The sequence below is a fragment of the Lysinibacillus sp. GW247-5R2A genome, assembly GCF_059424475.1.
The window spans coordinates 35445-57191 of record NZ_JBWKZL010000013.1; the positions used below are offsets into that span (position 1 = coordinate 35445).

Below are 21747 nucleotides of genomic sequence, written 5' to 3' on the forward strand. Positions count from 1 at the left end.
ATTTAATATATTTTTGTAGCACAATAATTTAAAATGTTCATATACTGAGAAGTAAGGGATAGTATGTTTCTTTTATGATTATTTTTAATATAATTGTTGTATTTTCAAAACGAACACATTATAATGAATTTCATTGAAAGTGTTATTAAATCAATGTTTATCAATATATTATTGTGCTTTCTAGAAGTACAATTGTTTACATGTGGAGGTTTTGAGAAATGAAAAAAATTATGGTTACCGGAGCACTTGGTCAAATTGGTTCTGAGCTTGTAGAAAAACTTCGTAGTATTTATGGAGAGGACAACATACTCGCTACTGACATTAGAAAGCTTGACCATACTGAGGGCCCGTTTGAGATATTGGACGTTACAGATGGACAAAGAATGCATGATCTAGCAAAGGACTTTGGTGCCGATACAATGATGCATTTAGCAGCATTATTATCAGCTACAGCTGAAAGAAATCCTTTGTTGGCTTGGAATTTAAATATGGGTGGATTAATGAATGCTTTGGAAGTTTCACGTGAGTTAAATATGCAATTCTTCACACCCAGTTCGATAGGGGCTTTTGGGCCATCTACACCGAAGGAAGATACACCTCAGGATACATTGCAACGCCCGACAACTATGTATGGTGTTAATAAGGTGGCGGGGGAATTATTATGTGATTATTACTTCAGCCGTTTTGGAGTAGACACACGTGGGGTCCGTTTCCCAGGTTTAATTTCTTATGTAACTCCCCCAGGTGGTGGAACAACTGATTATGCGGTAGAAATTTTCTACGAAGCGATTGAACAAGGCAAGTATACATCTTATATTCAAGAAGATACGTATATGGATATGATGTACATGCCAGATGCTTTACAGGCAATTGTTGATTTAATGGAAGCAGATGGTAGTAAGCTTGTTCACCGTAATGCTTTTAATATAACAGCAATGAGTTTTGAACCATCGCAAATTGCAGCTGAAATTAAGAAACATTTACCGAACTTTACCATGAACTATCAGGTTGACCCAGTTCGTCAGGCTATAGCAGATAGCTGGCCAAATTCAATAAATATTGAAGCAGCACAAAAAGAGTGGGGCTTTAAGGCAGAGTACGATTTGTCAAAAATGACGGTAGATATGTTAGAAAAGCTAAAAATTAAACTGCATAAAAAAGCAATTTCATAATAGCGACTGAACGGATGAAGTGATAGACTTCATCCGTTTTTTTATGAAATACATGGGGGATATATATTCTTATTGGAATAGGTTCGTTTATACTTGTGTTCTAAGATCAGCAGACATTACATCATTAGTGTAAGGTTAAGAGCGATTTCCAATTTAGGAAATCGCTCTTTCATGTGTGAATTATTTATTTAACATATGAAAAACTTGCTCAACGTCCTTATCGCCACGACCTGAGATATTAATGATAATAATTTCTTCAGCTGTAAGAGTGGGCGCTAGTTTTAGTGCATGGGCAACTGCATGAGAGCTTTCAAGCGCAGGAATAATACCTTCTACCTTCGAGAGCACCTGAAATGCCTCTAGAACTTCTTCATTTGTCACAGTAACATACTCTGCACGACCAATTGTTTTTAAGTGACTGTGTTCAGGTCCTGCACCTGGGTAATCTAAACCTGCGGCAATGGAGTATGTTGGTAGAGGATTTCCCTCTGCATCCTGTAGCACTAAACATTTGAAGCCATGAAGCTCTCCAGGAGTTCCCTCGTTAAGTGTAGCAGCTTGATCTGGCTCTATTCCGATAAGACGAACATTTTCATCAGCAATATACTCTGCGAATGCCCCTATAGCATTACTTCCACCACCGACACAAGCTAAGACAGCTGTTGGTAGTTTTCCTTCTTTCTCCAAAATTTGTTCACGGCTTTCGCGGCTAATAACAGATTGGAAATGTTTAACCATTGAAGGGAATGGGTGTGGCCCAACAGCAGAGCCCAATTAATAAAATGTCGTTTCATAGTTTTCGACCAAATCCGCAAAGGCTTCATCAACAGCATCCTTTAAACGTCCTTGCCCCTTATCAACAGCTACAACCTTTGCACCAAGGAGCTCCATACGAAATACATTTAATGCCTGACGTTTAGTATCCTCTAACCCCATATAAATAGTACAATCTATTCCAAACATGGCACAGGCAGTAGCGGTTGCCACACCGTGTTGTCCTGCACCAGTTTCAGCAATAACACGATTTGCTCCCATACGTTTTGCCAATAAAATTTGGCCCAAGACATTATTGATTTTATGTGAGCCTGTATGGTTAAGATCCTCACGCTTTAAATAAATCTTTGCGCCAGCCAATTGCTGCGTTAAATTTTCTGCAAAATAAAGAGGGGATTTGCGTCCGACATATTCATGGAAATAATAATTCAATTCATTATTAAAGTCTTCATCCTCTTTATATTTTTGAAAATTTTCATCCAAAATAGTTAATACATGCTGAAGCTCCTTTGGAACGAAGCTACCACCAAATTCTCCAAAATATCCCTTGTTCTCTACTACTGTACTCATCTTTCCTCGACTCCTCTATGCTCATTTTTTCATAAAAAAAGGCACTCCATTCCTTCGTGAAAAGGACGAGTAACCGTGGTGCCACCTTTATTCGCAATATATGCGCGCTTTCTAACTCCGATAACGGGGAGTAAGTCGGCCTGACATTGGATAAGGCTGCTCTGAAGTCCATTCACAAGTACGTACTACTGGTTTACACCGACCACCAGCTCTCTTTAGAGTAACTATGCTTGCTACTATTCTTCTTTTTCGCATTTATTAGAAAGAATTGTAGAATGTTTTCAGAATATTGTCAAGAAAAAAAGACGAATCTCGTAAGACTCGTCTATTCAATCATTTCTTTAAAATGAAGGCGTTTATTTAGTATATACATTATAGGTGCACCAACCGCTAAGACAACGAATTCACCTGCTGCCACAGTGAGCCAAGTCCAAAAGAATGGTAGCTCTAAGGCTAAATTCAATTCAAACGCGATTATAAACATGGTGCATGTAAATAAAAGTGTATTGATGATTAAACGTGCCCAAATATTTTTAACAAATTTACAGATCAAAATGAACAAACCCAATGTAATTATAGAATGTCCAACACCAAATATTAAGTCGTAGATACCGAGTGGTGAAAAGATATTAGAAATAAATACCCCTATTATGATACCAACGGCAAAGCGTGGATTAAAGGCCACTAAATGGTTGAAAATTTCAGATACACGGAACTGCACCTCTGTAAAGCCAAATGGTGCAACAAGCATCGTCACAGCAATGTAAAGAGCTGCAATAATACCACTTGCTGCTAAAAATTTTATCTTCATATTCATTTCTCCCTAGTTTTTTTTCGTGGGATGGTTACGAACCACGTTGCTTTCACACAAGTCAATATTTTATTATACATATCTAGCAGAAGTCAAATGTCAGACTTTTTGTCAATATGACTAAATTCGCAAAATTGTCATAAATATTTTTTACTATTTTTTAAAAAGGAATCCAATATCGTAAATAGCGTAGTTTAGCGGTTTAAAGCGCCAAATTAAATGAAATGCTAAAATTTTTTGCGAAATACAAAAGTCAGAACATTCATAATGTTGTTGACGGAGCTCAATAATAACGATAATATAGCGATACATTCACACTTTGTTTGGATAAAGTGTGACAGTTATTCAAGAACTTAATCGGGGGGATTAATGGTGAAGAGCAATGTCAAAAAGCTTTCATTCCTACTCTTTGGATTAGTATTACTACTTGCTGCTTGTGGTAGTGGTGGGACTAGTTCAACAGAATCAAAGGGGAACGAAACGAATAACGCCAGTGACAGCGGGAACGCAGATGATAAAACATATAAAATCGGAATTACGCAAATTGTAGAGCATCCATCGTTAAATGCAGCGACGGAAGGCTTTAAAAAGGCGATTGAAGATGCAGGTTTAAAAGTTGAGTATGATCCACAAATTGCACAAGGCGATAATAGTCTTAACACAACGATTGCTAACAATCTAGTAAGTGCGAACGTAGATTTAATATTTGCTAACTCTACACCTTCTGCACAGGCCGCGGCAACAGCAACAGGTGATATTCCAATTATCTTTACTTCTGTAACAGATGCAGTAGGTGCTCAGCTCATAGAATCAATGGAGAAGCCAGGGAAAAATGTTACAGGTACTATTGATTTACATCCTGAAACGATTTCTAAAACGGTGGCATTTTTAAAAGAGCTAGGTGCTAAAAACGTTGGTATGGTCTACAACGCAGGTGAGCAAAATTCTGTAGCACAGGTGAAAGAAGTAAAAAAAGTAATGGCTGAGCAAGGTCTTGTGGTTAAAGAGGCATCAGCTGCAACTTCTGCAGAGGTAAAACAAGCAACTGAATCTTTAATCGGTAAAGTCGATGCATTTTATATTATTACAGACAATACAGTAGTCTCTGCTTTAGAGTCTGTCATCGATGTAGCAAATGCCAATAAATTGCCTTTAATAGTAGGGGAGCTTGACTCTGTGGCGCGAGGCGGTTTGGCTGCGTATGGTTTTGAATATTCCGATATTGGGTATGAGGCTGGGCAAATGGCAGTGAAAATTTTAAAAGGTGAAGCAACACCTGCTGAAACGCCAGCGCAATATCCACAAAATCTAAAGCTATTAATTAATAAAAAAGTAGCAGATGATTTAGGGATTGAAATTAAAGATTCTTGGGGTGCTGAACTTCTCGAAAAATAACTTGAAGCGGGGGAACCATCCCCGCTTTATCTTCATTTACCAGCAGTAGAATAATAAAGAGATTTAGGAGATGATTCAACGATGTTTTTAGCATTATTTGGCGCAGTGGAGCAAGGAATCATCTATGCAATTATGGCACTCGGTGTATATTTAACATTTCGGGTGTTAGATTTTCCGGATTTAACGGTTGATGGAAGCTTTGTAACAGGGGCGGCAACAGCGGCAACAATGGTTTTGCTTGGCTACCACCCAATCTTAGCGACTTTAGTGGCAATTGTTGCTGGATTTATTGCTGGATGTATGACAGGAATCCTTCACACAAAAGGGAAGATAAACCCACTATTATCAGGGATTTTAATGATGATTGCCTTATATTCGATTAACCTACGAATTATGGGGTTAACTGCAGAAAATACGATAGGTCGTCCAAATATTCCATTACTAAACTCTGAAACGATATTTTCAAAGTTTCAAGCGTTTTGGAGTAATTTAGGGATAGATGATGCTCTCAACAGCCTATTAAAAGGTATGGGGATTCAGCAAGTACCAGGCACTTGGAGTGTACTAATTGTCATCGTAATTATTACCATTTTAATCAAATTAGTGGCAGATTGGTTCTTAAAAACAGAGGTTGGGCTTGCTATTCGGGCTACTGGTGATAATAAACGAATGATTCGCAGCTTCTCAGCCAATACAGATACACTCATTATTTTAGGGCTAGGACTTTCCAACGCACTTGTCGCATTTTCTGGAGCTTTAATCGCACAATATTCGAAGTTCGCTGATGTAAGTATGGGAATTGGTATGATTGTGATCGGGCTTGCATCTGTCATTATCGGGGAAGCAATTTTTGGTACAAAGACCATTATTCGTACCACTTTTGCAGTCATCGCTGGAGCTATTATTTATCGTATTATTTTAGCGTTAGCATTACGTGTAGATTTCCTGGATTCAGGAGATATGAAATTAATTACAGCTATTATCGTCATTTTGGCGTTGATCTTGCCTCAATTGATTAACAAGCGTAAGGAACGTAAGCGTAAGGCTAAACGGGCTGCCGAACTTATGCAAATCAAACCAGTAGAGCAAGGAGGTAAAGGCCTTGCTTAAATTACACGGTATAAATAAGGTGTTCAATGAAGGGACACCGGATGAAAAGATCGCTCTAGCAGAAATTAACCTACATTTAACGCCTGGTGATTTTGTCACTATTATTGGGAGTAATGGGGCAGGTAAGTCAACGATGATGAATATGATTTCTGGCGCCTTAACACCTGATTTCGGCACGGTTTCGATTGATGGTAACAATGTTACTTATTTGCCTGAGTATAGGCGCTCGCAATTTATAGGTCGTGTTTTCCAGGATCCAATGGCGGGGACAGCACCTGCTATGACGATTGAGGAGAATTTGGCACTAGCCTATTCCCGTAATAAGAGTAGAGGATTACGAAGAGGAGTAGACAAAAAACGTCGTGAGTTTTTTATTGAATCGTTAGAGATGCTTGGATTAAATTTAGAAAACCGCCTTTCTGCAAAGGTTGGCTTACTTTCCGGAGGGGAACGTCAAGCTTTGTCTCTGTTAATGGCCACTTTTACAAAACCATCTATATTATTGTTAGATGAGCATACGGCTGCGCTTGATCCATCACGTGCTGAATTGATCACCCGTATTACAAAGTATTTAGTAGAAAAAGATCAGTTAACGACATTGATGGTTACTCATAATATGCAACAGGCTTTAGATTTAGGGAATCGCCTAATTATGATGGATAAAGGTCAAATTATTTTAGAAGTTGGGGAAGATCGTAAGCATGAATTAACGATACCTGATTTAATGGCTGAGTTTGAACGCATTCGTGGAGAAAAAATGAATTCGGACCGTGCTTTATTAGGATAGAGGTATATCGTTCACCATTCGTATGAATATCAGATTGTAGGCAAACTCAATGACATTTGGGTTTGCCTATAGTTTTTTCATTTACAATGATGTGAGGGTCGAGCTGCCTCCCTTGCACCGTTCATCTGTAAAAATGGTTGAGAAAGATGCTGTTGAGGTGACTCTGAAATCAAATATTTAAACATAGAAAAAGCCTCACTAGATAAAAGTGAGACTCTTTCATTTACACGAGTAGGCCAAATAGCTGAAGATCATTGTTAACTTCTTTATAGTTGAAGCCAAATTCGTTCATTCTCGCTAGTAACCCCTCGTAATCTGATCGATCGCCAAGTTCGATGCCGACTAGAGCAGGACCGCTTTCCTTATTGTTTTTCTTAGTATATTCAAAGGTTGTAATATCATCATTAGGTCCAAGCACGCTAGTAAGGAATTGACGAAGAGCGCCTGCCCGTTGAGGGAAGCTGACGATGAAGTAGTAAAGTAAGCCTTCATGAATAAGAGACTTTTCTTTAATTTCCTGCATACGTCCAATATCGTTATTCCCACCACTAATGATAACGACAACAGACTTTCCTTTGATTTCTTCTTTATAAAAATCAAGAGCTGCGACTGACAATGCACCAGCAGGCTCAGCAATAATCGCATGTTTATTGTACAAATCTAAAATGGTTGTACATACTTTTCCCTCAGGTACAAGAATAATGTCGTCTAAATAACGGCGACAAACATCATAAGTATGATGACCAACACACTTTACGGCAGCTCCATCGACGAATTTATCAATCCAATCAAGAGCAACTGTCCCACCTTCAGCAAACGCGGCCTTCATACTGCCAGCACCGGCAGGCTCTACACCTATAATTTTGCTAGATGGGGAAAGGTTTTTAATATAGGCAGAAACACCAGACATTAAGCCACCACCACCGATACTGCCGAATACGTAGTCGATGGGCTCTTCCATATCATTCATGATTTCTACCGCCACAGTTCCTTGCCCAGCAATAACATCGAAATCATCAAATGGGTGAATGAAAATTTTACCTTGTTCTTCACAGAAACTTAGTGCACTTTCAGCAGAGTCATCGAACGTGTCACCCGCTAAAATAATCTCCACATACTCACGACCAAACATACGCACTTGGTCTATTTTTTGCTTCGGTGTAGTTTGAGGCATAAAAATGCTAGCTTGGATTTTTAATTGGGCACAGGCATAAGCTACACCTTGTGCGTGGTTCCCTGCGCTGGCGCAAACAACGCCAACATTGCGCGCTTCATCCTCGATTTTTTTAATTTTATAATAGGCGCCACGAAGCTTGAATGAGCGTACATGTTGTAAATCCTCACGTTTAAAATAAATATTTGAGCCATATTTTTCTGATAAATAGTCGTTTCTTTGTAGAGGTGTATGCACAACTACGTCTTTTAAAAAATGGTGTGCAATGAGGACATTCTCCACTTGCACGGTTCTAGTATCAGCAACTTCCATAGTATTCATCCTCCGTTTTACGTTTAAAACATTTATCTATGATAGCATACTTTTTTTGCTTTTTGGACTTAATTTTTAGTAAATTCTAAATTTTCCGTGTCTGTTTTATAATGTAAGCGTTTTATCTTTATACACCTTACTTTGTGTATGGAAAATGAAGCGTTAAACATAGGGAAGTCCCACTTTTATGGACCATTTCCTCCAACGAATTAGGTGTAAAGGAAATCGTTTTTTAGAGGTCTAGACGCGATTATACGGAGGCACCACTGATCAAAAAAATACAACTTTCATATCAAAATTGGTCAAGCATATACTAGATTAGCTTAGGACAAGTGGGAGGGTAAGCAGTGGAAATCATTCAAGGAATTCTATCTACATATAGCCAGTTTTTCGATTGGGCAATGTGGCAGGAAGTATTAGTGGATCCTGTATCATGGGGACTAATATTTTCATTAATTATTATAGAAGGATTGTTGTCAGCGGATAATGCACTTGTATTAGCAGTACTTGTCAAACATTTGCCAGATAAGCAACGAAAACGAGCTTTAATGTATGGGATGCTAGGAGCCTATTTTTTCAGATTTTTATTTATTGGAATAGGAGTTTATCTTGTAGAGTTTTGGTTTATTAAAGTATTAGGTGCGTTGTATTTAGGATGGCTCTGTATCGCTCATTTCCTTCAAATCGGAAATGAGGATAGTGTGAAGGTGGTAAAAAAATCTGGCTTGATGGTTCGTTTTTTTGGGACCTTTTGGGCAACAGTTATTTCTGTAGAGCTGATGGATATTGCTTTTTCCATTGATTCAATATTTGCCGCCTTTGCTATTTCAGATCAAGTATGGGTGCTTCTAATTGGAGGTATGTTAGGAATCCTAATGATGAGAACAATAGCGGGTGTATTTTTAATTATGATCGAAAAAATTCCTGAGCTAGAAGCGACTGCTTTCATCATTATTGGGGTTATAGGGTTAAAAATGTTAGTAAGTGTTGTTAATATTCATATACCTCATTATTTTTTCTTCCTGTTTTTATTAATTGCCTTTTCGATCACGTTTATCGTGCATAAACTAAATAAAGTAAAATCTACCTAATTAAAAGAGGCTCTGTTCTCCAATTTGCACTGAACCCCGAATAGTGGACACTTTAAAAAAAGTGGACCTATTCGGGGTTCAGTTCAATCATGAGAGGACAGAACCTTTTATTTATTTTACATATTTATCAGGATCAACAATGTAGAATCTTTCAACATTTAGCCAGCTTTCGCTCATCGGTTCTCCATCATCAATGCGTTTTTCTGTTTCTTGCATCATCCAACCAGTTTGTGATGCGTGTGCCTGTAATGCTTGTAATTTATCCATTCGCATTTCGCGAATATCATAGACCACATGAGGCTCGCCATTTTTTTCAATAGTATCGTTTGCGAAGGCACAGCCAAATACTTGTGGACGTGCAGCCTTAGGCATACGACGTACAGCCTCAACGACAGCACGCGCGGTTGCTTCATGGTCTGGATGTACCGCAAAACCAGGTAGGAACGTAATAATTAATGAAGGCATTAGCTCTTCAATTAAACCTTCTACCAGCTTTACCATCTTCTCATCGTCTTCAAATTCGATTGTTTTATCACGAAGACCCATCATACGTAAATCTTGAATACCCATTGCTTCTGCGGCTGCAATTAATTCTTTACGACGTATATCTGGTAATGATTCGCGTGTAGCAAATGGGGGGTTACCTAAATTACGGCCCATTTCACCTAATGTTAAGCAGGCATATGTAACGGGTGTATTCATTTTTTTTGTATAGTAGGCAGTCGTCCCAGCAACTGAAAAAGCCTCATCATCTGGGTGAGGGTACACAATTAAAATATGACGTTGTGGTTGTAAATTCAAAGAGTCGTCCCCCTTAGTAAGTAAATGGCGTTTCACTTATTTCAAGCGCAATTGCCAATTTTCCAGAGTAATCTAAACCAGCCATTAATAAACGGCCTAAATCATCTAATTCATAATGAGTAATACCTTGTGCATAAACCCAGCCATGAGGTAATTTTAACCCAACACGATGAGGTGTCTTGTCTACAACTTTAGCAAGTTCATAATTAATTTTTGCGTTGCGTATAAAGGCACCTGCATTAAAGAACTTTTCATCATAGTGTGCTGCATAAGATCCGTTTGTCGTCTCAAGATGAATATAAACGTCTTTGTTGGCGAAAGAATTTAGTACTTCTTGCAACGTCTCTACTTGTACTTCTTGCATCTTAACACTCCTCTCGATCATTTCTCCTTTAAGTATAGTAAAAAAAATTAGCAAAGGGAAATTGATTGCTTCATACGTACAAATTAATGATTTGGAAAACTTATACCTTCACATCATGCCACCAAGATTTTTAAGAGCCTCATCGCCACGACTACTCAAAATCTGTGTCTTCAAACAGAGGCTTATTCAGATTCATCCACCACCTTCCAGAGTGGGAAATCTTCTACTAAATTAGGGAGGGTGAATCATTAACTATTAATCTATGATGACTTTGCGAGCAATATTCTTGAAAAAATTATTGTAATGTATCAATATAAGGGGTGTGAAAATATATGTACAAAATGTGTCGTTTTGTATACGGTTTCACACCTGAAAAGATATTGTAACCATAGCTTCTTCCAAAATCGTGTGTAGACAGCACTAAATGCTGAAGGATGGTATAACTAGGTGAAAACGAATTCTATCTTGGTACAATAGATGACGTTCCTCCAGCATCTTACATCGTGCTGTGTGAATAAGGGAGAAGAATGAAGCTCATTATCATAGTATAATAAAAAACCGCGTTTCTCTTTATGACGGAGAAACGCGGTTTTTTATTGAGATTATGGATAGGCTATGTATTTGTTAGTATCGATTTAGTTTTCTTTCGATTGTTTCTAAACGATTATTGACACTTTGCAATTGTTTAAACATTTGTCTCATATAAAGATTTTGATCTTCATTTTCGGTCTTTTTTTCTTGTGCTAGTTCCTCTTCCTCCTGGAGTGCCATTATTGTGGCGAGGGTGGATAATGAGTAGCCGAGAGTTAAGACAATGGAAGCGAGTACTTCTACTTTTGACGAGGTTATTTCTCCAGCCAATAAACCTGATTCCTCGGTTAAGTTCTCTGCCTTTTGTTTTTTCATCTTTTCCCCTCCCATCTAAAGCTAATATATGGGGGATGAAGTCCTAACGTATCTTGTCCATTTTTTTATCTGTATTCAGCGGGATTTCTAGAAACTAACGCATTATTTGTTTGTAATATTTAGGTATTAGACTCATTTTTTACTCAGGATGGTAGGGATAATTTTGAGGGAGCATTGATGTAAACATAATTGAGGTGATCACGATAGTAACCTTCGTAGCATTGGATGAAAACAAGAAACCTTCGTTGATTCCCCCTTGTGCAGCAATAGGGGAGCGGCTCTAGGCAAACTTATATTCATGACTCATCCAATGGATGATATGTAAAAGAGGGATGTCTCCATAATCTAAGAGACATCCCTTTCAATGTTAAATTTCAGTGACTGTTATTTGTGGAGCACCAAAGTGGGATTTTGCTCCATGCATGACGGGACCAACATAGTCGTTAAGAGCCCAACCATGTGCAATGGCTGCGGATACAAACTCTTTTGCTTCAATAACAGAATCCATAACAGACAATCCATTTGCGAGATTTGCAGTGATAGAAGCTGCAAAAGTACAGCCTGCACCGTGGTTATTAGTGGTAGCAACTTTTTCGGATTCTAATAAGTAAAATGCTTCTCCATCGAAGAATAGGTCTGTTGCTTTTTCTGTAGCTAATGCTTTTCCACCTTTAATGACTACAGCCTTAGCCCCAAGCTCGTGGATTTTTCGTGCGGCTGTTTTCATCTCATCAATCGTTTTGGGCGTACCTGTCCCAGCCAATTGGCCAGCTTCAAAAAGATTAGGTGTTGTGACTGCTGCTAATGGTAAAAGATGTTGTACCATAGCATCTGTGTTGCCAGGATTTAGGACTTCATCGTCCCCTTTACAAACCATCACAGGATCAATGACAACATTTGTCGTCCCGGATTTTGCAATAGCCTCTCCCGCAAGACGAATAATTTCTTCCGTAGATAGCATCCCTGTTTTAATAGCATCAATTCCTGTGGAAAGGGCAGTATCAATTTGTTTTTGTAGAAGTTCAGTTGGTAATGGTGTGACATTATGTGTCCAACCATTTGGGTCCATTGTTACGACAACTGTTAAAGCCACCATACCGTATGTACCGTGCTCTTGAAATGTTTTAAGATCGGCCTGCATACCTGCGCCGCCGGATGTATCAGAACCAGCAATTGTTAATGTTTTTTTTAGAGTCATGAAAAGATCTCCTTTATTGTTAAGAGTGTTAAAATTACCATTTAGTATAGTCTTATTCTGATTCTATAAAAATAGTCAGAATTTGATATTTTTATATGGTCAGTTTGAGCTGAGGCTTGAATTCATGAATGATTTTTTGTACCGTTGTAAGAAAAGAAAGGGGCTTAAATTACGATGAAACCAGTATTCCCGAATGATTGGCAAGAAATACTTGCAGCAGAGTTAGAAAAACCATACTATCACACATTACGTCAATTTATTGCTAATGAATATTCAACGCACACTATTTATCCTCCTATGCAGGATGTAATGAATGCATTTTATACAACAGCCTATCAACATGTGAAGGTCATTATTTTAGGACAAGACCCATATCATGGCCCTAATCAAGCACATGGCTTAAGCTTTTCTGTCAAGCCAGGTATTCCGCATCCACCTAGCTTACGAAATATGCTACAAGAGCTACAAGATGATCTCGGCTGTTCAATTCCTAAAGATGGAACTTTGACGAAGTGGGCAGAACAAGGGGTTATGCTTTTGAACACAGTTCTTACTGTGCGAGCTGGACAGGCAAATTCCCATAAAGATCAAGGTTGGGAGCAGTTCACTGATGCTGTTATCGATAAGCTAGCTGCAAGAGAGGAACCACTTATTTTTGTACTGTGGGGTAAGCCTGCGCAACGAAAAAAACAGTTGATACGTAAATATGACACGCCACATGTCATATTAGAAGCACCACATCCTAGCCCATTAAGTGCTTATCGAGGTTTCTTTGGGAGTAAACCGTATTCAAAGATTAATCAACAATTAGTAGAATGGGGTAAACAACCAATTGATTGGTGTTTAGCATAGATTGGCACAAATCGTTTACTTTATACACTACATAAATCGTGATACAGTTAAGATAGATGAAAGAGAGGGACAACGATGAAGGCGAATTGTTTTCAATGTCATTTTTTTAAAGTAACCTGGGACCCTCAAACTCCACGTGCCTGTGTCGCATATGGCTTTAAAACAAAACAAATTCCATCCGTTGTCGTGAAACAATCCTCGGGTATGGAATGTTTGAAATTTGTACCAAAAGTAGAAAGTAGGAGAATGCAATGATTCCTTATCAAGCCGTTATACAACAACTTGAAAAACAATTATCTGGTGCAAAAAATGCAGGGAATGATCAGCAGATCCGCGAAGCTCTTACAGCAATTCGAGCACTATGTGATGTGGTGTTAGATTCTCCTAGTAATACACCATCTATTACAACACCTTCTAAGCATTTACCACAAATGCTTGTATCAGAGATGAAGCCATCTAGTTTATCTACATCCAAAATTGAAGAAGATGGAGCCAATGGTGATTCAATTTTTGATTTTTAATCAATATTAAAGGTAGGGTAACGCGCAATGAAAAAATTTATCGTGACAGGGGCTCTCCATGGCCTATTAGCAGTAGCCTTTGGTGCATTTGGTGCACATGCTTTAAAGGAAATTTTAGATGATTATAGTCAAGGGATTTGGGAGACGGCTGTTCAATATCAAATGTTCCATGCTACTGGTTTGTTAGTAATCGGACTATTAATGAGTTCTAAATTATTTGGTGAAGTGAAGCAATTGAATTTGGCAGGGATTTTCTTCAATTTTGGGATTGTCTTCTTTTCTGGTAGCTTATACGTATTAGCGATTAGTGGAATTAAAGTATTGGGCGCGATTACACCAATTGGTGGTGTACTATTTATAATTGGATGGATACTTATTATTTTATCGGCTTTAAAACATGCTCGTTAATTTAAAATTAGGACTCTCTTACATGATTTGTAGGAGAGTTTTTTCTTTATTTTGTAAGATTACGATTTAAATCCTATTCTTTTTGTAAGAATTTATAGTACACTACTACTATTACTTGCAATATTTCGAAAATACAAAAAGAGAGGTTGTGTAGGATGGAAAAGCTATTTACATTAATAGATGAGAATTATGAAGAGATGGTAGGGATTCGTCGTCACTTGCACGAATATCCTGAATTATCCTTTGAGGAAGTGGAGACGCCAGCCTATATAGCAGCCTATCATAAAGAATTAGGTCATGAGGTTCGTGAGGGTGTAGGTGGAAGAGGTGTAGTTGCCGTTCTACGTGGTGCGAGTCCAGGAAAAACAGTGGCGTTACGGGCTGATTTTGATGCATTGGCGATCCAGGAGGAAAATGATTTACCTTATAAATCAAAGGTCGCGGGTAAAATGCATGCTTGTGGGCATGATGGTCATACAGCAACATTACTAGGATTAGCTAAGGCACTCAATAAAATGAAATCTGAAATCACAGGAAATATTATATTTATTCATCAGCACGCTGAAGAGGTGGCGCCAGGTGGGGCCAAGCCGATGATAGAGGATGGGTGTTTAGATGGGGTAGATGTTATTTTTGGTACACATCTATGGGCTCCCACTCCGATAGGGGAAATTTTAGTGAAAGATGGCGCCATTATGGCAGCTGCAGACAAAGTAGAAATTGCTATTCAAGGGAAGGGTGGACATGGTGCCGAACCACATCACTCCATTGATGCAGTTACTCTTGCCTCGCAGTTTGTAATCAACGCACAACAACTTATTTCAAGACGTATTGATCCATTAAAGTCAGCCGTTTTAACAATTGGTCATTTTGAGGCGATTAATCCGTTTAATGTGATTGCTGATCGTGTTAAATTGGCAGGCACAATTCGCACCTTTGAGGAAGATGTGCGCACACAGATGGAGCAGGAGCTAGAAGCCGTTCTAAACGCCACTTGTCTAGCCTTTGGAGCAAGCTATGAATACCGTTATACAAGAGGTTATCCACCTGTGTATAACCATCAGAAAGAAACGGAGTTTGTGGCACAGTTAGCGTCAACTGTCCCAGGTGTAGAGCAAGTGAAAACTTGTCCACCGTTTATGGTTGGAGAGGATTTTGCGTATTATTTAGAAAAAGTACCGGGTACATTCTTCTTCACAGGTGCGAAAAGTCCAGAATGGGAAACAGCTTATCCACATCATCACGCGCGCTTTAATTTTGATGAACGTGCAATGCTAATAGCTGCTAAAACTTTAGGAAAAGCTACCTTGGAATATTTAAAAGAATATTAATGTAGCGCAAGTTAAAAATCCGCATACTCTCATCGACTATTGTCAGTGAGAGTATTGCGGATTTTTAAGATACAATATAGCGATTATGGATTTTGATTAAAATAAGCCATTTCTTCATCATATTCAGCAAAATCGAAGTAAATCATTGGGAATAAGAAGCGGTGATTGGATTTAAGTTCACGAATGATAACATGATCTCGCCCAGCAGCCTCTACCACACCACGCACAGTTTTTGTGTTTTTGCCTTGTTCCACTGCATGCTCAAAAGAAAAATGGAAGGTAGCTGGTTTTCCGCGATTCAACCGTAAAATATTTTCTATATAGGACTCTTCGCGGCCTGGTGGTCGTCCGGTCGGGATTGTGACTGGAGGAGGAGTCATTTGTTGTTGCGTTGTTGGTGTCCAATAATAAGGCATCATCAATAATCAACCTACTTTCTTTTTAAATTTGAGGACAATCTTCTTCAGTTGGCGAGAAGAAGCAATGAGATTTGTATCTGCCTGTATTCCATTGGCCATACCATTGTGCAGGACAATCGCCCGCCGGCATGAAAAACCACAAGGAACGGTTAGCTGGGTGAAATCTTTCACCTTGAATCACCCTTCTGGCTAACCGGATATCTTGATCACGTGCTCGTTGATAAAAATAACTCTTTTGAGTTGCTTCAAAGCCACCTGGACGCTGATAAACCATCTGTTCAATTGTTCGAATATCACCAAAATCTAAACAATCACCCCTTACACGATTAACGCCAACATTCCCAACCATCAGCATGCCTAACTCACCTTCGCCCTCTGCCTCGGCACGCATAAGCCTTGCTAGCAGGGCTGTCTGGGCATCATTCGTCTTAATAACAGCGATTTTCATACCTCCTCGCTGTCAGTATATGCATGATGGTATTGTAGACATGTTCAATTTTATGAAGAAAGAAATTCACACAACAAAGGTACTACGCATATAGTAGTAATAACGACAAGTCCGTAAAAAATAATCTAAAAGCCACTCATATTAGATAACTTTTATGAAATATTGGGTAAATAGAAAAAGATATAAATAGGGGAATAGGAGATCAATGAATTGCATGTGTAGGCCGTACATGTGAGGTGATTACTTATGGAAATAGGGGTATGGTTTGGGATATTACTAAGTGCGGTGCTGGCCTTTTTACTAGGGGAGTATTATGGACAGCCGCTCCATTGGTATCTATTTATTTTAATAATAGTGATTGGTTTTTTTATTCAAACGATCATCTTAATTTTAAAAGTAAAGGACGAAAGCTCTTGAGGAAATATGAAAAAAATAAATTCAATGATTAAGGAAGTGTCATCGCAGATGGATGGCACTTTTTTATTTTATAGATAATTTTGCTTAGCCAGTATAGTAACGATATTCACAGACATACTAAGGTTGAATTTATTTTTGCTTTCATGAAGGAGCGTTACAATGCGTATTTTTAGTATGTTTGTAGCAATAATTATTAGTGCCTTTATGGCAGTCGGGATAGCAGAATACTATCATCAGCCGTATAATTGGTATTTGGTCTTTTTGATGATTCTTACCGGATTTTTTATTCATACAATCATCTTAATATTTGAAGCTGAGAATGCGGAAGAAAATGAAATTTAAAATGCGAGTCCTCACTAGGGACCCGCATTTTTTAATGTACGTATTAAACCGTTAAGAATGTAACTAATTTATCGTTATCAAGTAGATTTCCGACGAAGAATGCTCCAAACTCACCATAGCGGGCAGATACTTCATCAAAGCGCATTTCGTACACTAACTTTTTGAATTGTAAAACGTCATCAGCAAATAATGTTACGCCCCATTCGTGATCATCAAAGCCAACAGAGCCTGTAATAATTTGCTTTACTTTACCAGCATAACCTCGACCAATCATACCATGAGAACGCATTAATGATTTGCGCTCATCCATTGATAGCATGTACCAGTTATCATTCCCTTGACGGCGTTTATCCATAGGATAGAAGCACACATATTTAGAACGAGGAAGCTCAGGGTATAGACGTGCACGTACATGTGGATTTTGGTATGGATCTTCATTTGATTCACCAGCTAAATAGTTTGAAAGCTCAACAACAGATACATAAGAGTATGTAGGAATTGTAAAATCAGCAATGGCTAATTTATTAAATTCTGCTTCAAGCTCTTGTAGCTCGTCCATTGTTTCACGCAATGTCATAATCATAAAGTCAGCCTTTTGACCAACGATTGCATAGAAGGCATGAGCACCTGTTTTAGCGATATCTGCTTCATTTAATTTCTCTAAATAAGCAAGAAATTCTTCTACTGCTGCTTGACGTTCTTCTGCAGAAACGAGCTTCCATGAAGCCCAATCAATTGAGCGAAAATCATGTAAAGCGTACCATCCATCTAACGTAATTGCTGCTTCATTCATTATTGAAAACACTCCTTTATAAGTGAATATTATTCAAAATTAGTTTATCATAGTTTGTGCAAAATCCCTAAGTTCATGAATGGTTTTCACGAATTTGACACCAACTATAGATGATGTATGCTAAAGAGAAGAGATGGAATTAGAGGAGTACCGAAATGAAAAGTATTTTACAGCAGCCAATTTGGCGTTATTATGATCAATCAATTAGCGCAAAGCAGCGATCTCCATTAGAATCCTTTGCAACTGATGATACGTTGTGCCAGCTAGTGGGACAATTAGTGTCACCACCAACTGTTCGGACATGGGTTCACGAGGCATCGGTTGTGCTTGGCATCCAAGATCATCGTTTACCATATGTACAGCAGGGAATGGATTTACTAAAATCGAGAGGTTATCAACCTATCGTTCGGAATTCAGGTGGATTAGCTGTTGTCCTTGATGAAGGAGTTCTAAACATTTCCATTGTATTATCTGAACAAATGGATTCATTAAGCATAAATGACGGCTATGATGTAATGGTCGACCTTGTCAAAGGTTTATTTCCAGAGGTAGCTAAGAAGATTGAAGCCTATGAAATAGTAGGCTCATATTGCCCCGGTTCCTATGATCTAAGTATTGAAGGGAAAAAGTTTGCAGGGATTTCACAAAGACGTTTACGCCAAGGTGTAGCGGTACAAATCTATTTATGTATAGAAGGTAGCGGCTCGCAGCGTGCTGCCCTTATACGAGATTTTTACGAGAAAAGCTTACAGCAGGAAGAGACGAAATTTACATATCCACAAATCGTTCCTGAAGTCATGGCATCATTATCGGAGCTTGTCGATCCATATTTAACAGTAGAGGCAGTCGTTATTCGTCTACAGCAATACCTTCACCACTTAGGTGGAAAAGTACATCCAGAATCTTTTCATGACGAAGAGTTAACATTATACGGCTTCTATTTAAAGCGTGTTTTTGAGCGTAATGCCAAAATGCTAGAACGGCATGAATAGAGACTACTATTTAATACACATAAAAAAAGGCGATGCTGCTAATTAAGCGCATCGCCATTTTCAGGCTGGAAATTAGAACTACTTACTACGAGATTTCCGTTTTTCTCCATTTTAAAAACAGGTGCAACACGTTCTTCCTCTTCATCTAATGTAACAAGTCTTCTAGCACGATTCATAATTTGAACGAATTGTTCGTAATCTTTGCGGATTGCTCGGTTTTCTTCTTCAAGCTTTGTAATTGTTTTCTCTAGTTTTTTATTTTTCTCTGATGTTACATGAACAAGCTGTCTCCATTTTGAAGATTCATTGCCTACTTCACCAGAATGCTGTAAACGTAGTAAATAAGCTATAACAATATCAAGAGAAAGAGCAGATAGCGGAATTGATTTTCCTTCTGCTGCACTACTATTTACTGTAAACATACTAGAAGTGCGACGTCTTGCAGGAGCTCCTAACACTCGCATTCTTTCTTTTCTTTCTTTTTTAGCCTCTGCTAATTGTTCTTCATATTCTTTACGAACAACAGCATTCCAACGGAAACCACAGGCTGCAGCTGTACGATTTAACGCATCACCAGCTTCTTCAAAAGCGTTTAGCTGTGTGCTTCCCTCCGTTACGTGGCGAATGACCGCCTCTGCTAATAATTCATCATTTTCTTCTAACCAAGCATCTTGTCTGATTTTACTCATATTAAAAACCTCCACCTTTTTTGGAACTTATTATTTAAGACTAGCATGACCAATCTTTTAACCTTTTATTCATCCATGTGAAAGGAATTATGCTTGAATAGAAGGGGAAAAGTACGATACAATACCCGTTGTAGGTTTGTACGTATGCTGCATACTTAAATATGTGAAGGTCATACGTTCCATAGAGCGGGCGGATTTTGTTTTGAAAAATACTATATAGAAAGGGTTGTTGACAAAATGGCAAACGAGTTTAAAGTTTGCGATGAATGTCAGGCCGTTAACTTAAAAACGTTAATTCCAAAATTAAAGGAAATCGATCCTGATGCAACCATCGAAATTGGCTGTCATTCTTATTGTGGTCCAGGACGCAAAAAAACATTTACCTTCGTAAATAGCCGCCCTGTTGCTGCATTAACAGAAGAAGAACTAATGGAAAAGGTTTTAACAAAATTAAAGAATAAGTAAAACGAGAAAAGCTGTCTCTACTTGTTGGAGAAAGCTTTTTTGTTCATTTATTCAATAGACATTTAGAATAATTGTGAATATGATCGAAAAAGGTTGTTAGTATCTATAGAAAAAAGTGAATAAGTATGCTAGTCCTAGATTTATCGCATATAATAGAACTATAACAAAATGGGGGTGCTATACAAATGACATATGCAAACGCTAAATTACAAGAAGAAAAGGTATTTAAAGACCCTGTTCACCGTTATGTGCATGTTCGAGACCAAGTGATATGGGATTTAGTAGGTACAAGAGAATTTCAGCGTTTACGTAGAATTCGTCAGCTTGGTACCACATTTTTAGTCTTTCATGGGGCGGAACACAGCCGCTTTAGCCATTCGCTTGGTGTTTATGAAATTGTACGCCGTATAGTGGATGATATCTTTGTTGGTCGTCCAGATTGGGATGAGGGTGAACGACTTGTAGTGCTATGTGCGGCACTCCTACATGATTTAGGACATGGGCCATTCTCACATGCGTTTGAAAATGTCTTTGAGCTGGATCATGAATACTATACGAGAGAAATTTTATTGGGTGATACGGAAGTCAATGCTGTGTTGAAAAAAGTGGCAGCTGATTTCCCTGAAAAGGTATCACAAGTAATCGAAAAGACATATCCAAACAAACAAGTCATTAGCTTAATTTCAAGCCAAATTGATGCGGATCGTATGGATTATCTACAACGTGATGCTTATTTTACTGGCGTTAGTTATGGTCACTTTGATATGGAGCGGATTTTAAGAGTAATGCGTCCTCGAAAAAACCAAGTGGTCATAAAAGCTACTGGAATGCATGCAGTAGAAGATTATATTATGAGTCGCTATCAGATGTACTTACAAATTTACTTCCATCCTGTGTCACGAAGTGCAGAGGTTATTCTAAATAAAATTTTAAAACGAGTAAAACAATTGAGCTTGGAAGGCTATACATTTAAGCATGAACCTACACACTTCCTAGCATTTTTCCGTAACGCAATTACGCTTGAGGATTATCTTGCCTTAGATGAGAGTATTCTTTTTACATATTTTCAACTATGGATGCAAGAGGAAGATACTATTCTAAGTGATTTAAGTCGTCGCTTTGTTAATCGTAAGCTATTCCAATACATTGATTTAGATCCTGGAGTAGAGCTTGATAAATATCAAAAACTACAGGAACTTTTCAAAATGGCAGACTTGAACCCAGACTATTATCTTGTTCATGATACAACAGCAGATCTGCCGTATGATTTTTACAGACCTGGTGAAGAGGAAGTGCGCGTGCCGATTTTTTTAGAAATGAAAAATGGTGAACTACGTGAGCTTTCGCGTGAATCAATTATTGTTGATTCCATTTCAGGACGGATGAAGCGTGACCATAAAATATATTTCCCTTTAGATTTTTTAGAAGATGATTCAACGCATTCAACCATTAAACAGAGAATATTAACTTTGTTGAGAAGAGACGGAAAATAAAATATGAAATAGAAAGCAGTAAACACGTTCAAAAGAGCGATGTTTACTGCTTTTTTTGTATGTTTAGATGATTGTTTAGAATCTGTTCAGTCCTTGTAGTTATAATGTATCA

Annotated in this window: 25 protein-coding genes, 1 pseudogene, 1 riboswitch and 1 other annotated feature; of the genes and pseudogenes, 15 read left to right on the forward strand and 11 right to left on the reverse strand. The window is 38.2% G+C overall.

What is annotated here, in order from left to right; translation table 11 throughout:
• Positions 1-218 precede the first annotated feature (218 nt).
• Positions 219-1172 carry an L-threonine 3-dehydrogenase gene (locus AC07YC_RS18765; RefSeq protein WP_494920139.1) on the forward strand — a complete coding sequence of 318 codons (954 nt, stop codon included), beginning with the start codon at positions 219-221 and terminating at the stop codon, positions 1170-1172.
• A gap of 180 nt (positions 1173-1352) precedes the next feature.
• On the opposite strand, the pseudogene trpB reads toward AC07YC_RS18765, so the two are convergent.
• A pseudogene (trpB, locus tag AC07YC_RS18770) lies at positions 1353-2516 on the reverse strand (tryptophan synthase subunit beta).
• Positions 2517-2574: 58 nt separating this feature from the next.
• Positions 2575-2775: a binding site (T-box leader), on the reverse strand.
• 66 nt (positions 2776-2841) lie between these two features.
• Entirely contained in the window at positions 2842-3327 is a 486-nt protein-coding gene (locus tag AC07YC_RS18775) for a QueT transporter family protein (RefSeq protein ID WP_494920140.1), read from the reverse strand.
• Between the two features lie 6 nt (positions 3328-3333).
• Positions 3334-3378, reverse strand: a riboswitch (PreQ1 riboswitch).
• Between the two features lie 321 nt (positions 3379-3699).
• Here AC07YC_RS18775 and AC07YC_RS18780 point away from each other — a divergent pair.
• The 3 genes from AC07YC_RS18780 (at position 3700) to AC07YC_RS18790 (ending at position 6619) form a co-directional block, all read left to right on the forward strand.
• Positions 3700-4722, forward strand: a complete 1023-nt coding sequence (locus AC07YC_RS18780) for an ABC transporter substrate-binding protein (RefSeq protein ID WP_494920141.1) — start codon at positions 3700-3702, stop codon at positions 4720-4722.
• Between the two features lie 81 nt (positions 4723-4803).
• Positions 4804-5832: an ABC transporter permease gene (locus tag AC07YC_RS18785; RefSeq protein ID WP_336636583.1), complete on the forward strand. Its 1029-nt coding sequence runs from the start codon at positions 4804-4806 to the stop codon at positions 5830-5832.
• Positions 5825-6619 (forward strand): ABC transporter ATP-binding protein, encoded by a 795-nt coding sequence (locus AC07YC_RS18790; RefSeq protein ID WP_336636584.1) that lies wholly within the window; start codon positions 5825-5827, stop codon positions 6617-6619. Before AC07YC_RS18785 ends, AC07YC_RS18790 begins: the two co-directional genes overlap by 8 nt.
• Before the next feature lie 223 nt (positions 6620-6842).
• Here AC07YC_RS18790 and ilvA read toward each other — a convergent pair whose 3' ends face one another.
• Positions 6843-8105 carry a threonine ammonia-lyase IlvA gene (ilvA, locus tag AC07YC_RS18795; RefSeq protein WP_336636586.1) on the reverse strand — a complete coding sequence of 421 codons (1263 nt, stop codon included), beginning with the start codon at positions 8103-8105 and terminating at the stop codon, positions 6843-6845.
• Positions 8106-8452: 347 nt separating this feature from the next.
• On the opposite strand from ilvA, the gene AC07YC_RS18800 reads away from it, so the two are divergent.
• The gene (locus tag AC07YC_RS18800) at positions 8453-9196 is read left to right on the forward strand and encodes a TerC family protein (protein WP_025115444.1); all 744 of its coding nucleotides are present in this window, start codon (positions 8453-8455) and stop codon (positions 9194-9196) included.
• Between the two features lie 111 nt (positions 9197-9307).
• Here AC07YC_RS18800 and bshB2 read toward each other — a convergent pair whose 3' ends face one another.
• The 4 genes from bshB2 to thiD form a co-directional block, all read right to left on the reverse strand.
• On the reverse strand, positions 9308-9997 hold the full coding sequence (bshB2, locus tag AC07YC_RS18805; protein ID WP_336636587.1) for a bacillithiol biosynthesis deacetylase BshB2: 690 nt from the start codon (positions 9995-9997) through the stop codon (positions 9308-9310).
• Positions 9998-10010: 13 nt separating this feature from the next.
• Positions 10011-10361: a YojF family protein gene (locus AC07YC_RS18810; protein WP_336636588.1), complete on the reverse strand. Its 351-nt coding sequence runs from the start codon at positions 10359-10361 to the stop codon at positions 10011-10013.
• A 624-nt stretch (positions 10362-10985) separates the two neighbouring features.
• A complete protein-coding gene (locus AC07YC_RS18815; protein WP_336636589.1) occupies positions 10986-11267 on the reverse strand; it encodes a hypothetical protein in 282 nt (93 codons plus the stop codon).
• Positions 11268-11634: 367 nt separating this feature from the next.
• Positions 11635-12465 carry a bifunctional hydroxymethylpyrimidine kinase/phosphomethylpyrimidine kinase gene (gene thiD, locus AC07YC_RS18820; protein WP_336636590.1) on the reverse strand — a complete coding sequence of 277 codons (831 nt, stop codon included), beginning with the start codon at positions 12463-12465 and terminating at the stop codon, positions 11635-11637.
• 174 nt (positions 12466-12639) lie between these two features.
• Here thiD and AC07YC_RS18825 point away from each other — a divergent pair, with 174 nt between their 5' ends.
• From AC07YC_RS18825 to AC07YC_RS18845, 5 genes are all read left to right on the forward strand, one after another.
• Positions 12640-13317, forward strand: a complete 678-nt coding sequence (locus tag AC07YC_RS18825) for a uracil-DNA glycosylase (RefSeq protein WP_336636591.1) — start codon at positions 12640-12642, stop codon at positions 13315-13317.
• 75 nt (positions 13318-13392) lie between these two features.
• Positions 13393-13572: a hypothetical protein gene (locus tag AC07YC_RS18830; protein ID WP_008176026.1), complete on the forward strand. Its 180-nt coding sequence runs from the start codon at positions 13393-13395 to the stop codon at positions 13570-13572.
• Complete coding sequence (locus AC07YC_RS18835; RefSeq protein ID WP_008176024.1) at positions 13569-13838, forward strand: YwdI family protein; 270 nt, start codon at positions 13569-13571, stop codon at positions 13836-13838. Before AC07YC_RS18830 ends, AC07YC_RS18835 begins: the two co-directional genes overlap by 4 nt.
• Before the next feature lie 27 nt (positions 13839-13865).
• On the forward strand, positions 13866-14246 hold the full coding sequence (locus AC07YC_RS18840) for a DUF423 domain-containing protein (RefSeq protein ID WP_336636592.1): 381 nt from the start codon (positions 13866-13868) through the stop codon (positions 14244-14246).
• 155 nt (positions 14247-14401) lie between these two features.
• Positions 14402-15577, forward strand: a complete 1176-nt coding sequence (locus tag AC07YC_RS18845; protein WP_336636593.1) for an amidohydrolase — start codon at positions 14402-14404, stop codon at positions 15575-15577.
• A gap of 83 nt (positions 15578-15660) precedes the next feature.
• Here AC07YC_RS18845 and gerQ read toward each other — a convergent pair whose 3' ends face one another.
• Together gerQ and AC07YC_RS18855 are read right to left on the reverse strand one after the other, a co-directional pair.
• Entirely contained in the window at positions 15661-15996 is a 336-nt protein-coding gene (gerQ, locus tag AC07YC_RS18850) for a spore coat protein GerQ (RefSeq protein ID WP_008176019.1), read from the reverse strand.
• Between the two features lie 22 nt (positions 15997-16018).
• Entirely contained in the window at positions 16019-16444 is a 426-nt protein-coding gene (locus AC07YC_RS18855; RefSeq protein ID WP_036122931.1) for a cell wall hydrolase, read from the reverse strand.
• A gap of 246 nt (positions 16445-16690) precedes the next feature.
• Here AC07YC_RS18855 and AC07YC_RS18860 point away from each other — a divergent pair, with 246 nt between their 5' ends.
• Complete coding sequence (locus AC07YC_RS18860) at positions 16691-16861, forward strand: hypothetical protein (RefSeq protein ID WP_008176015.1); 171 nt, start codon at positions 16691-16693, stop codon at positions 16859-16861.
• Between the two features lie 159 nt (positions 16862-17020).
• Positions 17021-17203, forward strand: a complete 183-nt coding sequence (locus AC07YC_RS18865; protein ID WP_008176013.1) for a hypothetical protein — start codon at positions 17021-17023, stop codon at positions 17201-17203.
• Between the two features lie 43 nt (positions 17204-17246).
• Here AC07YC_RS18865 and hemQ read toward each other — a convergent pair whose 3' ends face one another.
• Positions 17247-17996 carry a hydrogen peroxide-dependent heme synthase gene (hemQ, locus tag AC07YC_RS18870; protein ID WP_031418454.1) on the reverse strand — a complete coding sequence of 250 codons (750 nt, stop codon included), beginning with the start codon at positions 17994-17996 and terminating at the stop codon, positions 17247-17249.
• 155 nt (positions 17997-18151) lie between these two features.
• Between hemQ and lipL the strand changes: the two genes are divergently transcribed.
• Positions 18152-18988 carry an octanoyl-[GcvH]:protein N-octanoyltransferase gene (gene lipL, locus AC07YC_RS18875; RefSeq protein WP_336636594.1) on the forward strand — a complete coding sequence of 279 codons (837 nt, stop codon included), beginning with the start codon at positions 18152-18154 and terminating at the stop codon, positions 18986-18988.
• A gap of 38 nt (positions 18989-19026) precedes the next feature.
• Here the strand turns inward: lipL and AC07YC_RS18880 are convergent, their stop codons facing one another.
• Entirely contained in the window at positions 19027-19677 is a 651-nt protein-coding gene (locus tag AC07YC_RS18880; protein ID WP_025115432.1) for an RsfA family transcriptional regulator, read from the reverse strand.
• A gap of 237 nt (positions 19678-19914) precedes the next feature.
• On the opposite strand from AC07YC_RS18880, the gene AC07YC_RS18885 reads away from it, so the two are divergent.
• Both AC07YC_RS18885 and AC07YC_RS18890 read left to right on the forward strand, forming a co-directional pair.
• Entirely contained in the window at positions 19915-20142 is a 228-nt protein-coding gene (locus tag AC07YC_RS18885) for a YuzB family protein (RefSeq protein WP_008179127.1), read from the forward strand.
• 185 nt (positions 20143-20327) lie between these two features.
• Positions 20328-21635 (forward strand): HD domain-containing protein, encoded by a 1308-nt coding sequence (locus tag AC07YC_RS18890; RefSeq protein WP_494920142.1) that lies wholly within the window; start codon positions 20328-20330, stop codon positions 21633-21635.
• The last annotated feature ends 112 nt before the right edge of the window (positions 21636-21747 follow it).